Below are 17356 nucleotides of genomic sequence, written 5' to 3' on the forward strand. Positions count from 1 at the left end.
ATATTACAATAAGGATAATGCCAGGAGGGTTTACTTCATGAAAGAGAATATAAACATAAAAGATTTTTTAGATTTCAAGTTTCTTTCAAATGTTCAATATGCAAATGATGGAAAACATTGTGCGTTTGTGAAAAGTGTTTGCGATGAGAAAGAAAATACATATCATTCCTATCTTTATATCTATGATGGGAAACATTGTAGGCAATTAACGGGTTATGGAAAAGAGAGTATGTATCTTTGGGAAGATGAAGAACATATTCTATTTGCAGGTATGCGTGATGAAAAAGATAAAGAGGACATCTCTAATGGAGAAGAAAGAACATGTTTTTATCGTATCTGTATCCATGGAGGAGAAGCGCAAAAAGCGTTTAGCATTCCTTTGTCACTGACATCCATAAAACAAATAGAGAAAGATCAATTTGTATTTAGCGCGAATTATGATTTGATGTATTCTTATATGTATGCACTTGATGAGGACAAAAAAGGACGCCTTCTAAAAGAAAAGAAGGAAATGCAAGATTATGAAATATTGGATGAAGTCCCTTTTTATGGTAACGGAGAAGGATTTACAAATAAAAAACGTAATAGTTTGTTTTTATATGATGTAAAGAATCATGAAATTACTCGTATAAGTGAAGAGTTATTTGCTTTACAGGATTATGAATTAAGTGAAGATCATAAAGGGGTATATTATGTTGGAGAAGCATACACAGCTTGTCCATCTCTAAAAGAGGGGATTTATTACTATGATTTCCAACAACAAAAAAGTGAGGTTTTCATAAAACCTGATGTATATAGTATTTCTAAGATATTGCCTTATATGGGTACACTGCTCGTTATTGCTAGTGATCAAAAAAACTATGGAATCAATGAGAACAGTAAATTCTATGTATGGAATGCCACAACAAAAACTTTGGATTTATGGAAAGAGTATGAGGATTCTTTTGGTTCATCTGTTGGAAGTGATTGTCGATATGGTGGAGGACGTGTATTTAAAGTATACAAGGATGAAGTTTATTTTGTAACGACATTATATAATCGAAGCGTTCTTTATAAATTAGATAAAGACGCAAATTTACACAGTGTTTATGATGAAGAGGGTAGTGTTGATGCCTTTGATATTGCGAATGGAACGCTGGTGTTTGTTGGTATGAAACCAAATAAACTACAAGAACTATATCGTTACGATTTAGAAAATAAATCATGTACACAGTGTACGCATGAACATGATGCGTATCTACAAAGAAAAGATGTTAGAGAATGTGTTCCTTGTTCCATACAACAAGGGGATATGACTTTATATGGTTGGGTGTTAGAACCAAGAGATTATGATCCTAGTAAACATTATCCAGCGATAATAGATATTCATGGTGGACCAAAAACCGTGTATGGAGAAGTCTATTATCATGAAATGCAAGTGTGGGCGAATATGGGGTATTTTGTTTTCTTTATGAATCCAAGAGGAGGAGATGGAAGAGGAAATACATTTGCAGATATACGTGGGAAATATGGCACAATTGATTATGATGATTTGATGAAATTTACCGATGTGGTTTTAGAAAAATATCCATGTATAGATGCAAATCAAGTTGGCGTGACTGGTGGAAGCTATGGTGGATTTATGACCAATTGGATCATCACACATACCGATCGTTTTAAGGCCGCTGCCTCTCAACGTTCGATTTCCAACTGGATAAGTTTTGCGAATACTTCCGATATTGGAGAATTCTTTGCGAAAGATCAACAGGCAGCAGATCCACAAATCGATCATGAGAAATTATGGAGCCACTCTCCATTAAAATATGCGAAAAATTGTGTAACCCCTACTTTATTCATTCATAGTGATGAAGATTATCGTTGTCCTTTAACAGAAGGAATACAAATGTATATGGCGTTACGTAACCATGGTGTTGAAAGTAGACTTTGTATGTTTAAAAAAGAGAATCATGAATTATCAAGAAGTGGTCAACCAAGACATCGTGTGAAACGTTTAGAAGAAATTACGATGTGGATGGAGAAACATTTAAAATAAGAGAATTCAAGAATTATTTCCAATGAGCACAAGGAATGTGTAATTATAACTTTAGGAAATGCGTGAGTTATAATAGTGAACTTGAACAATTTGTCATGTTATGTGAGGATTCCATTATTGCGAAAGCAATCGTAAAAGAAATAAAGCGTTGTTGTGAAAATAAAGAAATATGTTCACAACTTATACAGGCGATAGAATAAATGAGTTGGCTAAGAGTGTGCGTATATCATTATGATAACGAAGCATTGTATGCCAGCTTTTTTCTTTGTGGGGAAGATATGAAAACATTGAAGTACACAGTAAAATGAATTATAATAGACAAAAGATGAAAGAAGTGATCAAGATGAAATTTTCAAAAAGAATGGATACATTATCAGTCGATGTTTTTACTCGATTAGACGAAGAGAAACAAGCATATATCAAAGCAGGAAAAGAAGTCTATGATTTTACCATTGGAAGCCCTAATATTGCGCCTTCAAAAGAAATACAAGAAGCATTGATTGGTGCGGCGAAAGATCCAAAGAGTTATATGTATGCACTACATGATACTCCTGAATTAAGGAATACCATCAAAGAGTGGTACCATCGACGTTACCATGTGGAACTAGATGCACAAAATGAAATCTTGGCACTTCAAGGTTCTCAAGAAGGATTGGCACATATCGCACTTGCGGTTTGTGATGAAGGAGACATTGTCTTAATTCCAGCACCAAGTTATCCAGTGTTTGCGAATGGACCTCGTATTGCAGGAGCACAAATTTATGAAATGCCAATGAAGGAAGAACATGACTATTTGATTCAATTTAATGAAATTCCAGAAGATATTGCTAAACGTGCAAAGATGATGATTGTATCTTATCCAAACAATCCAACGGGAGCTACAGCAAGCGATGCTTTTTATGAAGAATTAATTCGTTTTGCGAAGAAGTATGAAATCATTGTGTTACATGATACGGCTTATAGTGAATTGGTATTTGATGGAGAAGATGGAAAAAGTTTCCTTTATTATGAAGGAGCGAAAGATATTGGGATCGAATTCAACTCTTTTTCTAAAACCTATGGTATGGCAGGAGCACGTATTGGAATTTGTGTTGGAAATGAAGAAATCGTAGGAATGCTTCGCAAGTTGAAGAGCAATATTGATTATGGGATGTTTTTACCTATTCAAAAGGCTGCAATTTGTGCGCTAACACAGGATCAAAGCATTGTGAAAGAAACAAGAGAAATTTATCAACGCAGAAGAGATACCATAATCAAAGGATTTCATGAAGCAGGCTGGGTAGTGAAATCTCCAAAGAGTACAATGTTCATATGGGCAAAGATTCCACTCGATATGGATAGTGAAAGTTTTGCGATTGAGTTGTTACGAAAGAGTGGTTTGTTGGTAACACCTGGAAGTTCATTTGGAACATATGGAGAAGGATATGTACGTATCGCTCTTGTACAAAGTGATGAAGTGATCGAAAAAGCACTCGCTTCCTTAAAGGCTTCTAAGATGTTTTTATGAAATTGATGGTCGCAATAGGGGGAGGCAGTTTTCAAAAGGGAGAAACCAAAAAACTTGATCAGTACATAATTTCTTGTACGAATAAAGTAAACCCAAAAGTCTTATTTTTACCAACAGCTAGTAAAGATGATCAAGGGTATGCAAAACGTTTTAAACAGTACTATCGTTCCCTTGGTTGTGAAGTAGAATCTTTGCGCTTGTTTCATACAAAATTAGGTAGAGATGAAATCAAAGAGAAGATATGTGGGTGTGATATTATATACATTGGCGCTGGCAATATGCGTATGTTAATGCAAGCTTTTCAAGATATGGGAATTGTTGAGATGTTACAAGAAGCATATCAAAAAGGTGTTGTATGTGTTGGAATGAGTGCTGGTGCGAGTTGTTTCTTTACATATGGATATAGTGATCTAAAGGATGATGGGACTGTATTTGATTATGTAAAGGGTTGTGATTTTATTAAGGGATGCTTTTGTCCACATGCACAAGATGATAGACGCAAAGGGTTTTATGATGGGAAAAAGGATGTTGGTTTAAAAATCGCGTGTAAGGATTTGGATGCCTATATTTATCAAGAAGAAATAGCGTTTTTTTACTTAGAAAAGAATACTTTATAAGTCAGTATATTCAATTGAAAATTGTTACAAATTCGTATATAATGGATAAGTCTTATGATGATCTAGCATTTATGTATACGAAATTGCAGAATATTACGAATACATTTGCGGGCACTGTAAGCTTATACAGTGCTTTTTTAAAAGACAAAAACAGGGAGGAAATTATGTTAGAAAAAGTATTTAAATTAAAAGAGAAGAATACAACTGTAAAAACCGAATTGATTGCGGGTGTTACTACGTTCTTAGCAATGGCGTACATTCTTGGAGTTAATCCAAATGTATTAGCAGATGCTGGAATGGATTTATCTTCTGTATTCTTAGCAACTGCATTATCTGCAGGTATTGCATCTGTAATTATGGGCGTTGTGGCAAACTATCCAGTTGCTTTAGCAGCAGGAATGGGAGTCAATGCATTGTTCGCTTATACGATTTGTGGACAGATGGGATTCAGTTGGCAAGCAGCTTTAGCTGGTGTCTTTGTTTCAGGATTGATCTTCGTTGTTATTTCTGTAACTGGAATACGTAAAATGATAATCAATGCAATTCCAAAACAATTGAAAATGGCAATCGGTGCGGGTATTGGTTTCTTTATTGCCTTTGTTGGTTTGAAGAATGCTGGAATCGTTGTAGCAAATGAAGCAACGGCAGTATCTATGGGGAACTTTGGGGATCCTACAGTATTGTTAGCAATCTTTGGAATCTTATTAACAATCTTTCTATTGATTAAAAAAGTACCAGCAGCTGTATTTGTTGGTATGGTCATAACTGCTATTATTGGAATCATTTGTGGTAGCGTGTTTGATGTTGCGGGAATGCCTGCATTACCAGAAAAATGGATTGAAACAGATTTCCAAATGAAGGCAGCTGGTAGTTTCATACAAGGATTTGGGGATTTATTTGCAGATCCAGTCAATGCATTCATCGTTATCTTCTCATTCTTGTTCGTAGATTTCTTTGATACAGCAGGAACACTTGTCGCAATTGCGAACAAAATTGGTCTTGTGAATGAAGATGGAGAATTAGAAAATGTAGAACGTGCATTGCTTGCGGATGCAGTTGGTACTGTTGCTGGGGCAGCCTTAGGTACATCTACTGTTACCTCTTTCGTAGAATCCTCTTCTGGTGTTGCTGTTGGTGGTAAAACTGGATTAACTGCTGTTACCACTGGAGTTCTATTCTTTGTATCTGTATTATTTGCGCCAATTGTATTATCTGCAGTAACAAATGCGGTCACTGCACCTGCACTTGTTGTAGTAGGTATCTTAATGGCTCAACAATTAAAAGAAATCGATTGGGAAGATATGATTTTCGCTAGTTCAGGATTTATTACGGTAGTTGCGATGATCCTTACATACTCTATTTCTAACGGTATTGCATTTGGTTTTATTTCTTATACAGTAGCTATGATTGCGGCTGGAAAAGCAAAACAAGTGCATATAACGGTATGGCTTCTAATGATTATCTTTGTGATCTATTTTGCATTACCACAAATAATGTAGAAAAATATTTAAAAAAACAAAAAATAATGCTATTATATTAAACGTCTAATATATAGTATTAAAATAACCGATACTATTCTTATATGGATGGTATCGGTTTATTTATAGAGGAGGATTTCAATGTCAGATAAAATTATCGTACTGGATTTTGGTAGTCAATACAATCAGTTGATCGCAAGACGTATCCGTGAATTTGGTGTGTACTCTGAGTTACATCCACATACCTTAACGCTAGAAGAAATAAAAGCGTTTGGCGACGTAAAAGGAATCATCTTTAGTGGTGGTCCAAATAGTGTTTATGAGGCAGATGCATTTAAGTGTGATCCTGCTATTTTTGATGCAGGGATTCCTGTACTTGGAATATGTTATGGAATGCAGATGACACATGATATGAATGGTGGAAGTGTGAAGGCATGTGAAGCTAAAGAATATGGTCGTACAGAAATTACTGTAGAAACAGAAAGTCTTTTATTCAAGGGACTTCCAAAGAAACAAATCGTATGGATGAGTCATGGTGATCAGGTTGCTGAATTAGCATCAGGATATGTAAAGGATGCATCAAGTGAGACTTGTACTTATGCAGCCACTAGCAATACACAAAAACAAATCTACACATTACAGTTTCACCCTGAAGTAAGACATAGTGAATTTGGAAATGATATTCTAAAGAACTTTGTCTTTGAAATATGTAAAGCAAATAACGATTGGTCTATGCACAGTTATGTGGATATGCAGATTGAAAAGATTCGTGAAACAGTTGGAAGTGATAAAGTATTATTAGGATTAAGTGGTGGTGTTGACTCTAGTGTAGTTGCGGCATTACTACATAAAGCAATTGGTGATCAATTGATTTGTATGTTTATTGATCATGGATTGTTGAGAAAAGGTGAAGCAGAAAGCGTTATGGAAACATTTGGACGTGAGATGAACATCAACCTAGTAAAAATCGATGCGAAAGAGCGTTTCTTAGGAAAACTTGCGGGTGTAAGTGAACCTGAACAAAAACGTAAGATTATTGGAAATGAATTTGTTTATACATTTGATGAAGAAGTAAAGAAATTAACTTCCGGAGAAGATATCAAATGGTTAGCACAGGGAACTTTATATACGGATGTGATTGAATCTGGTACAGCAACAGCACAAACCATTAAGAGTCATCACAACGTAGGTGGATTACCTGAAGATATGCAGTTTAAGTTAATTGAACCTTTAAATACTTTATTTAAGGATGAAGTGCGTGCATTAGGAGAAGAGTTAGGTTTACCTTCTAGTATGGTATGGCGTCAGCCATTCCCAGGACCAGGACTTGGTATTCGTATTCTTGGAGAAATCACAGAAGAAAAATTAACAATCGTTCGTGATTCCGATTTCATTTTACGTGAAGAGATTGCGAAAGCAGGATTGCAACGTGAAATTTGGCAGTATTTCACCGCAGTAACAAATATGCGTTCTGTTGGTGTCATGGGAGATCAAAGAACGTATGATTATGCAGTAGCCATTCGTGCTGTTACATCCATTGATGGTATGACAGGAGATTGGGCTAAGATACCTTATGAGGTATTGGATATTATTTCGACTCGTATCGTAAATGAAGTGAAGCATGTAAACCGCGTACTGTATGATGTGACAAGCAAACCACCAGCAACAATCGAATTTGAATAGTTGAAGCTTAGCTGTAATACTCTATACAAGAGATTACAGTTTTTTTGACATTTATATAGTTACAAAGAGGCAAATTTTTTCATTAATTCGTTGTATATATAAATAGATATATCATATAGCAAAACGGTTGAATTCTACATAAATGATCAATTCTGTTAAAACATAATAAATAATTTTCTAAATTTACTCTTTTGTAATAGTAATAAGTTATGATATGATATTAATAATAGTAGTTCTATATAAATAATATGTAGACTGATTTTGGGGAAAATCATAATAAGGGGTGGCATAAATGTATAAATATTTTAGGTTGAAAGATTTAAGAGAAGATAATGACTTGACACAGGAGTATGTCGGAAATCTTCTTAATACAACGCAACAACAATATAGTAAATATGAAAAAGGTGTACAAGAAATTCCTGTACATCATTTAATCACGTTAGCAAAGCATTATAAAACAAGTTTAGATTATCTTGTAGGATTAAAAAAAGGAAAATAATGTAAACAAATACATTTGATAAGGTTTAAAACAACTACATCTTATGAGGTTTATTCTATGATAGACTTAAGTGATATATATTGTGTATTGTTATCCACAGTTAAAGGACTTGAGAGAAGATAAAGATTTGACGCAAGCGCTTACATAGGAAAGTTGTTAAACACGACACAGCAACAGTATTATAAGTATGAGAAGGGGATACAGGAGATACCTGTTCATCATTTAATTACTTTAGCAAAGTTTTATGGGGTTTCAATAAATTATATAGTAAAAAAATAATTAAATAATTCCAATTTATAATTATTTGTATGAAAAAGAAAGTGAAAGGGAGAGAAATTTATGACACATTTTGAAAGTGAACTTTATAATATCTTGAATAGAACTAAAATTATAAAACCACCTATTCTTAATCAAATTTAAACATAAATGGATACAATTGTTTAAGTTGAGAATGGATAAATGATTGATATAGAAATATTTTACATAAGTATTTATAGAGTCATTAACTTGAGGAAAGTAATTGTAACTTTTCAATGAAGCAAACAAATCAAGTTAGAGAATTATTACGAAATATGTTGATAGATAATATAGCTTTCTAAACAGCCTTGGAAAAATGACTAGAAAAATAATTGATAGGAGGAATAGATTGAGTAGAATCTGAATTTGTTTTGTTTCAAAGAAATTTTCACTAAAATGACAAGAATGATGGAGTGAGTATTTAGTAGATAAAATAGAAATGTTCAGAAATTGATCTTACCTATTGTATATGATATTACAAAGGAAAAAGTTATGTATTAAGTATTCATCACTAGCAAGTAGCAAGTAACAAGTATTGGATTTAAGATACTATCCTTGCGAAAAAACAGCAATACTTTTGTTCACCAATTGATTAAAAGATTAAAATTGTTATAGATTGGGAAAATAAATATAAAATTTATGGAGGAAGAAAAAATTATGGAATTTAGAGCATATGATATAGCAGAAAGCGTTCAAGAAATAGAATTATCGAATGAGAGAAAAAATAATATAGATTGTATTTTTAAACAAATATTAGGTGATAGCAATGAAAGCAAAAGAAAACATTTAAGTGTAAAATGTTGCCTTAGTAGTGAGCATCAAAGTAAGGATTACGTATTATTTGATTATTCTCAAAATGAAAATAAGCAATTTGATTATTCAAAATTTGCAACTGGATTATTTAATGCTGAAAAAACTAGTGATGGACAAAAGCGAAAAAAAACTATACAAGAAGGTTTCTTGTTCATAAAAAGTGATGAAAGTAATCTCTATTTAATGAAATTAGAAAAAATCGAAGATGTAGATTCTGAAACCTTTGTGATAAGGGGGGCTTTAGGGACAGATAATAATTATTATAAGCTTTGTGTTTTTAAAAATGATTTTGAAAATATTATAATTGTTGATAAAAATACAAGATTAGCAGTCTATTGGTTCGAGAAATTTCTTGGATTGAGTCGAGTAAGAGATGAAAATCAAAATACTAGTGAATTAATTGAATTAATTGATGAAAGAAAATTATACTCTGATATGAATTTAACTGATACTGAAAAATTAAATCTTTATAAATTTACTGAGGATTATCTCTTTAATAATGAAGTATTTGATAAAACACAGTTGGTAAGTTATTTGAATAGTAAAAACATTATAAGTACTAACAGCTTAGATGAGGTGTTTACCGATATATCTAGCAATATTGATTATGAGTTTAATATTTCGAAGAGCAAATTGAAAGAGCGGTATAAGAAAGTTATAAAAATTTCTGATTATACAGAAATCAAAACAGATAATTTTGAAAAATTGAAAAGAAGACAGGGAATTGAGTTAAAAGAAAATAAGATTATATTAAATGTAGATGATTCATTTCTAAAATTAGTGAAGGAAGATCTAGAATAATATGTCTGTTAACAATATTACGTTAAATGGGACTTCATGGGAGTTTAAAAAGTGTACTGAAAATACAGATATCTTAGAATTCCTAATGCAACATAATATTTCTATTGAAGAGGAAGATGAGAAATCTATAGTATATAATAATTCTGATTTCCTATTTATGGAGGAGGAATACTTCCAATCTGTTTCCAATTTTATCAGTATTTTAGATAAAATGTATATAAAGCGTTTTGATGGAGCACTTAAATATATTTCTAAAGCAGGAACTATAGCGACTCTTGAAAATACAGATTACTCTATTTATAATGAAATAGTTAGTGATAACAATATTGATATTAGCAATAAGCAAAGAATAAAAATATCTATTCAAATTTTAAGTTATTTCTCAGAAAGTGATACTGTAAAAAAAATTAAAAACATTTATATTCTGCTTTTCTTATCAAATGTAACAAATTATAAAGATAATATTTTTGATTTTCAAATAAAGTCAGATAATAACCTTTTTAAATTTACTATAAATTATGAGGATGATATGAACTTTGATTTAACAAATGTTTATAATTGGATAATTGAAAATCAGAAACACACTAATGTCTATAAAATAAAATTAGGCATTATTAGAAATGTTATTTCAAAAGATAAGAAATACAACTTAAGCTCAAAAGACTTATTGAATTGTGACAGTATCTTTAATAGGATAATACATGGAGAAGTAAGCGATTATTTCGAACAAGTTAATTTATTAAAAAATGATTTTATTAAACTAGAAGAATCAAAAAATAAAATTCAACATTCTTTACATTTGAAATTATTAACTTGGCTAAGTGCAATTGGAATAGCTATTTTCGATGCTATTAAAGATTCTAAAAATACCAATTTAGCTCACTTAATTATTTTTTCTCATACAGAGAAAGTACAAATTATTTTAGTTATCTTGGCTTGCGCATTAATTATAATTTTTATTATATATTATGTTGAATTTTATCAGCATATTAACGAATATAAAAGAATTGAAAAATTTTACATCGACAAATTGCATTTTATTGGAGAGGATTTTAAATATTATATCAAAAAACCAAGAATACAATTTGCATATATTTTGTTGTTTTTAATTTTTTTATTTATTATTGTATGTAGATTTTTTATATAAATGGGCAATGAAAATATTTTTTTTCTTCGTCTATATTATAACGTTTAATAGATTAAAACTTCATCATCATGTATTGTAAAATGAAAGTTAAATTAAGAGTGACCAAATAAATGACGAAATAAATAAGTCATAAGACAAAATAGTTATAGGGAGGATAAATCAATGTATATAAAGACTATTCAAATTCGTAATTTCAGAATATTATCTGATTCTACACTTAACTTTAAAGATAATCTTTGCTTATTAATTGGCAGAAATAATAGTGGGAAAACTTCATTTTTTGTTCTATTTGAGAGATTTATGAATAATTTATCGTTTGATTTTAATGACTTTTCATTGTGCAAAAGAAAAGAAATTTTAAATATAAATGCTGAAACAATAGAGACTGATTTAGCAATACAACTTATATTAAATATTGAGTATGAAGAACAGGACAATCTTTGTCATATATCAGAGTTTATCATGGATTTAGATGCGACACGTAAAGATGTAAATATCCTTTTTGAATGTATTATCAAAAAAGAGGAACTTTTAGAGGCCATGAAAAACACAAAAAAAATTTCTAAAGAAAAGTTCATTAGGAAATATCTTAACGAGTATTTAGAAAAAAATATATATACATTTAATAGTTTAGAAGATCTTGAAATAGAAAATAGGATTCGTTTGGTAAAAAAGGATATAAAAGATGTTAAAAAACTTATAGATTTTGAGATTATACATGCCAAAAGAAGTGTATCGAGTTCTGAAGAAAAAAGTGGTAACAAGGTTCTCTCAAGATTGGCCACTAATTATTTTAATAATTTAAATCAAAATAGTCCTGATAAGTTTGAAAAAATTAATTCTTTAATTGATATTATGGATTCTGAATTAGATAGTAATTATGAATTGTTTTTTAATGACTTTCTTGATAATGCGAAAAATTTTCTGGGTTTAGATACCCTTAGAGTTGTTTCTAATTTAAAGGCACAAGAAATATTAAGTGATTCATCAGAGGTGGTTTATGGTATTAATACCTCGACTGAGCAATTACCAGAATATCTAAATGGACTAGGTTATATGAATATTCTATATCTTTTACTTAATATAGAGATTAAAAAAAATAATTTTATTAAAAATAACAAAGATATAAAACTTCTTTTTATAGAAGAACCAGAAGCACATACTCATCCTCAGCTTCAATATATTTTTTCTAGAAAGATTAATGATATTATTGACGATATGCCAGGAGTACAATCAATCATTACTACACATTCACCACAAATTGTATCAAATCACCCCTTTAACAATATAAGATACATGCTTTCCGAAAAAGATAAAAATGGATACATTAATATAAAAATTTTAAATTTATATGAGGATTTGAGAGATAAATACAAAGATGAAGAACAGCAATTTAAGTTTTTAAATCAATACTTAAGTCTAGAATCAGCAGAGTTATTTTTCGCTGATAAGGTTATATTTATTGAAGGAGTAACCGAAAATATGCTAATGCCATATTTCATAACTAAATATGACAAACAGGAACTTATAAAAGAGAAATGTTATTTAGAAAAACATCCTGGTGAAAAACCTAGTTATATTCCAATATCTTCTCAGAATGTGTCAATATTACAAGTGGGTGCTAATGCTAAGACATTTAAACATTTTTTTGAGATTTTAAAAATAACAACACTTATTATTACTGACATAGATACTACAAAAGCAACAATAACAGAGAAGGGTATTAAGTATAAAGCAGAAGCAGTACAGGACTCTCCTGACAATATTAGCAATGCAACAATTAAATATTTTTTAAGTGCACCAAGTATTAAAGATGAAAAGGATTTTCAAGATTGGTTAAAAAAATTAATTAGTGGTAGTCTCTCAAATCCAACTGATTATGTTTATATAGCATATCAGAAAGAAGAGAAAGAATATCATGCACGAAGTTTTGAAGATGCATTTATAAATGTAAATTATAACGAAATAAAAGATAGATGTGAGGAGATTAAGGGGCTAAAAAATATAGAAGAATTTCATACCAATCCAAATATATACGATTTAACATCCAAAGTCATTGATAAGAAGTCAGATTTTGCTTCTTCACTGCTTTTTATAGCACATGTTGAAAATGTAGATTGGGCTATTCCTTCTTATATTAGGGAGGGCTTAAAATGGCTACAAAAAAATTAGATGTAATGCCTCTATGTAAAAAATATTTAGACGATAAACAAAGTTTCATCTTACAAGGAGGGGCAGGTAGTGGAAAAACAGAATCTGTTAAAGAACTGCTCTTATATTTATCTAATACAAATCCAAGTGCACGCGTAATATGTATTACACATACTAATACTGCTGTCCATGAGATCGAAGAACGTATAGGGAACAAATACCCAGTAAGTACTATACATTCCTTTTTACACGATTTGATTAAGAGATATAAAAAGAATATATATAGTATTATATCACCACTATATTTAGTTCCTGAGATGGAGCGCTTAGAACTTGAGGATATTGAGAATGAAAAAGAATATAATAAAGCAGAATATGACAAATTTAAGAAAATATACGAAAAATTTGCTAGAAAACTTTACATACTTAAAAAGGAAACAATTGATAAAGTAACTGGTAAAAGGGAGTATGATAAAGATCCAATTACATACAATGCCTTGTTGAATCAGCAAATAAGTGATTTGAATCAATATATTATTGAAAAGATTAATTCAAAAGATTATATGAACATAAAATATAATGAGACAAAATTTGATAGTTTAGATGATTTAACATATGGTCATGATGGCTTACTAGCCATAACACATTTACTATTTGAAAGATATCCGATTTTAAGTAAAATTGTAACAGATAAGTATGATTATATTTTTATTGATGAATATCAAGATACATGCAAAGAAGTAATTAAGGATTTACTGAAATTAATAAAAAAGAATGCTAGAAATAGAATAGCTATGTGTTTATTTGGTGATTCTATGCAAGCGATATATACCAATGGAGTAGAGGAAGTTGATGATGTTGTAGAGCATGGAGACTTAGTTGTAGTACCCAAAGAAGATAATTATAGATGTTCTTATGAAGTTATTGAAATTATTAATACTTTAAGGTTAGATGATATACAACAAAATGTAGCTTTAGCTCGGTTACCAACAGGTGAAATTCAAGATAAAAATGATAGACATGGTAGTGTAAGAGTACTATATTCTATTTGTGATAAAAGACCTCATAGTAGAAGTTCATCTGAAGAAAAAGAAGCATTCTCATTAAAGGTTGATTTATTAATTAAAGAAGCAGAAAAAAATAATATACAGGCAAAGATTTTATTATTGACAAATAAGGCAATAGCTGAAAAAGAGGGTTTTAAGAAACTTTATGAGACATTTGATAAAAGGTATACTGAAGTTAATGATAGAATGGAAAATTACCTAAAACGTATACAAATATTAGACATATGTGATATTTGTAGTTCTTATAAAAAAGAGAAATATAATATTACTATTAAATTTGTAAAAAGGGGTGGATATATAATACAGAACTCTCAAGATAAAATTAAATTGCAAGAAATTATACAACATCTTTTATCAGATAGGGAGATATCAGTATCTGGTGCATATCAATATGCTTTAGATAATAAATTAATTAGTGCAACAGAAACAAGCAAGCATATTATTATGTCAAATGATAAATTTAAAGAGAATCTGTTAAAAAACACTAAGTATCAACAGTTTAAGGATTTATTTCAAAAAGGTTTAAATACTTATGCAAGAATAAGAGAATCATTTGATTTAGGTTCAGAAGAGGAGTTTAATTATTACAATGATTTGCTAAAAAAGGAAAACTTTATAGAAACCTTATTTTCAGAGTCTATAAAATTTTCAGAGGTATTAAGTTATACCAATTACTTAGATGAGGCAGGTAAACATATAACGATGCATAAAACAAAGGGTTCAAGTATTGATTCAGTGATTGTTGTTATGGAAGAGTATTGTTGGAGTGAATACGATTTTTCAACTATATACAACGATAAACAAGCTCAACTTAAACAGAAACAATGGATGAATTCTCAGAAATTAATATATGTTGCATGCTCAAGGGCAAAAAAATCTTTAGTTTGTATTCGTTTATTGTTAGAGAGTGAAGTTGAATGTTTTAAAAATAAATTTCCAAATGCAGAAGAAATAAAATTTATTGATAATAAATAATAAAAGAATATTCTAATATTTATTGAAAAATGGACATTAATATTGAAGAGGGGGATACAATTGTTAGTAATTGATGTTTATGGAAAAATAGAAAAAATAAAAATTTCGGATAAATTAAATATATATATATCAAACGTACCTACCGATTGGAAGAATGGATTAGTAGAAGATATGCTTAAAGAGATTCGCCTACAACCTGTGATTATAGATGAGGAAATGAGGGCGTACGGACAAAGTTTCCAACCAGAATATTCTTTATCATATTTACAAGAAATCGTTCATGTGAATATAGAAGATTACTCTAAATTTAATTTAGAAACTATTAAAAATTGTGTTCAGTGTCTTGCTAATAATATGGTGTGTCTATTTTTTGACTATGATTATATAGATATGCCTTTCTTTGATTGGACAACAAATTGCTTTGATGGAAGATTTTGTGAGGAAGACTACGCAGAAAAAGTTATATATTTCAGCAACTTTGTAAATGAAAAAATAGAAGATGGAATTCATATGAATTGTATTTATACAGGTAATATGGATAATAGAGAAGAGACTAGAATAATTTCAAATCTAAGTCTACGTCTAAAATCAGAATTTAAAGGATGGAAGACTCAGAATCAATATATAGGTGATTTAAAATCTATGGGCAAGAGCATTGATTCAATGATTGAATCAGAAAATGATTATTATAAATTAGATTATATTATGAATGGTATTTATAAAGATAATAGTTATAATCATAACCACTATCTAAAAACGTTTTCACTGCTAGAATTGCTATTACTAAAACCTAAGCAAGAAACAAATCAACTAGATGCATTGTTGGTACCTTATTTAGATAGAATTTATGGGAGCGATTCCTTGGATGTAGCAAAACTGTTAAGGCAAATGAGAAATAAAATTGGTCATGGCGATTTTAAGGTATTTAATGGTAAAGCAGAAAAATTTGCACAAAAATATATGAAAGATTATAATTTTGATTACTCTGAGTATAGTAGACTAAACTGGATATTACTACATACTTGTTGTCTATTAGATGATTTATTGCGTACAGCACTTTTTAGACAGATTAAAGTGAGTAGTAAAAAGATCAAGGAAATATAAAAGTGTCAGAAAAGCGTCATTTATACCATACAGATAATTAAAATAAATTAATAAAGTAAAAAAACATTGCTTATATTAATGAATATCAAATTTTTTCATTTATTTGTATTTTTTCTTCATCATTTAACATATGCCTATATTGTTTTATGACCTTGCTTTATTAAAAATAGCAAAAATATTGTAAAATTAGTGCAATAGGTAGAATAGATACTAAATCCTAATTTAAGCAGATTAGTGAAAATATATGGATTCATGAAATTTGAATAAACATCTGTAACTTAGCATATCATAATATTGTCAATAGGATAAAACCTCATTGACTTATGCATGTAAAAATGTATAATATATTTGAAGGTAGAAATACCGATAGTACGGCTCCTACCGCCATAAGTGTAGGGCGTTAAAGTGTGGAAGGACATTGTTCCTTCCTTTTGTTTATAATGGAGGGCATATGAAATTTTATACTATCAACATAGATTATATAAAGTATCTAAATTCATTTGATCATGAAGTTTATTTGAATAAGAAAAGGCATGATTATGAGAATAAACCATATATAGGGATTATTGTGTTTGATAATGGTATAAATTATTTTGTTCCTTTGACTTCAGCAAAACAAAAGCATTTAAAACTTAAAAACACTGGTAAAGATTATCTTGTTATTTATGAAAATATAACAAAGGAAGAAATACATAAAAATGATATTTATCTGAAATTGCCAAATGCACAAATTAAAAAATTAATTTCAGTTGTTGACTTTAGAAAGTCTATACCTGTGCCTGATGGCAGTTTTTTTGAAATTGATATAAGGAAACATAAAGATCGAGACCTGCTTGCGAAAGAATATGCGTTTTGTGCGAGTAAAAAAGAAACAATCATAAGTAAAACAAAAAGTGTTATAAGATATCAAAAGAGAACAGGAGATGTCTTATTTGCGTATTGTAACTTTAATATATTGGAGACAAAAATGTTAGAATGGAAATAGAAATATTTACGATAAGTAATTGTAAATTATTGATACCAGTTTGATAACATTAGCTTGTATAGTCAGAATATTTGGCGTAAAACAAAGATGAAAAAGGGTTGAATTTAGTATAATGATTGTTGTGAAGAATTTGAATAGTGCTAATGTAATATCGTTTGGGAAAAGAGGAACTATTTCAAAGTGATTGATGTAAGAATCGT

The 17356-nt window shown here is 30.0% G+C and carries 14 protein-coding genes; all 14 read left to right on the plus strand.

The features are described from left to right. Window positions 1-37 precede the first annotated feature (37 nt). On the plus strand, window positions 38-2032 hold the full coding sequence (locus tag ACWG42_RS05210) for an alpha/beta hydrolase family protein (protein WP_455790589.1): 1995 nt from the start codon (window positions 38-40) through the stop codon (window positions 2030-2032). A gap of 62 nt (window positions 2033-2094) precedes the next feature. Next, entirely contained in the window at window positions 2095-2232 is a 138-nt protein-coding gene (locus ACWG42_RS05215) for a hypothetical protein (protein ID WP_455790591.1), read from the plus strand. Window positions 2233-2375: 143 nt separating this feature from the next. Continuing rightward, the gene (locus tag ACWG42_RS05220) at window positions 2376-3539 is read left to right on the plus strand and encodes an aminotransferase class I/II-fold pyridoxal phosphate-dependent enzyme (RefSeq protein ID WP_455790666.1); all 1164 of its coding nucleotides are present in this window, start codon (window positions 2376-2378) and stop codon (window positions 3537-3539) included. Then, complete coding sequence (locus ACWG42_RS05225; protein WP_455790593.1) at window positions 3536-4156, plus strand: Type 1 glutamine amidotransferase-like domain-containing protein; 621 nt, start codon at window positions 3536-3538, stop codon at window positions 4154-4156. The genes ACWG42_RS05220 and ACWG42_RS05225 overlap by 4 nt, the downstream gene beginning before the upstream one ends. Before the next feature lie 164 nt (window positions 4157-4320). Next, window positions 4321-5655 carry an NCS2 family permease gene (locus ACWG42_RS05230; RefSeq protein WP_455790594.1) on the plus strand — a complete coding sequence of 445 codons (1335 nt, stop codon included), beginning with the start codon at window positions 4321-4323 and terminating at the stop codon, window positions 5653-5655. Window positions 5656-5775: 120 nt separating this feature from the next. After that, window positions 5776-7317: a glutamine-hydrolyzing GMP synthase gene (gene guaA / locus ACWG42_RS05235; protein ID WP_455790595.1), complete on the plus strand. Its 1542-nt coding sequence runs from the start codon at window positions 5776-5778 to the stop codon at window positions 7315-7317. A 292-nt stretch (window positions 7318-7609) separates the two neighbouring features. Then, window positions 7610-7816, plus strand: a complete 207-nt coding sequence (locus ACWG42_RS05240) for a helix-turn-helix domain-containing protein (protein ID WP_455790596.1) — start codon at window positions 7610-7612, stop codon at window positions 7814-7816. A 153-nt stretch (window positions 7817-7969) separates the two neighbouring features. Continuing rightward, window positions 7970-8095, plus strand: a complete 126-nt coding sequence (locus ACWG42_RS05245) for a helix-turn-helix domain-containing protein (protein WP_455790598.1) — start codon at window positions 7970-7972, stop codon at window positions 8093-8095. Window positions 8096-8770: 675 nt separating this feature from the next. Continuing rightward, window positions 8771-9727: a hypothetical protein gene (locus ACWG42_RS05250; protein WP_455790599.1), complete on the plus strand. Its 957-nt coding sequence runs from the start codon at window positions 8771-8773 to the stop codon at window positions 9725-9727. A gap of 85 nt (window positions 9728-9812) precedes the next feature. Further along, window positions 9813-10874, plus strand: a complete 1062-nt coding sequence (locus ACWG42_RS05255; RefSeq protein WP_455790601.1) for a hypothetical protein — start codon at window positions 9813-9815, stop codon at window positions 10872-10874. Window positions 10875-11036: 162 nt separating this feature from the next. Next, on the plus strand, window positions 11037-13046 hold the full coding sequence (locus ACWG42_RS05260; protein ID WP_455790602.1) for an ATP-dependent nuclease: 2010 nt from the start codon (window positions 11037-11039) through the stop codon (window positions 13044-13046). Next, window positions 13028-15067, plus strand: coding sequence for a UvrD-helicase domain-containing protein (locus ACWG42_RS05265; protein ID WP_455790604.1), 2040 nt, complete (start codon window positions 13028-13030; stop codon window positions 15065-15067). Before ACWG42_RS05260 ends, ACWG42_RS05265 begins: the two co-directional genes overlap by 19 nt. Window positions 15068-15127: 60 nt before the next feature. Beyond that, the gene (locus tag ACWG42_RS05270; protein WP_455790605.1) at window positions 15128-16171 is read left to right on the plus strand and encodes a hypothetical protein; all 1044 of its coding nucleotides are present in this window, start codon (window positions 15128-15130) and stop codon (window positions 16169-16171) included. A gap of 451 nt (window positions 16172-16622) precedes the next feature. After that, a complete protein-coding gene (locus tag ACWG42_RS05275) occupies window positions 16623-17156 on the plus strand; it encodes a type III toxin-antitoxin system ToxN/AbiQ family toxin (protein WP_455790606.1) in 534 nt (177 codons plus the stop codon). The last annotated feature ends 200 nt before the right edge of the window (window positions 17157-17356 follow it).

The sequence above is a fragment of the Amedibacillus sp. YH-ame10 genome (assembly GCF_053848885.1).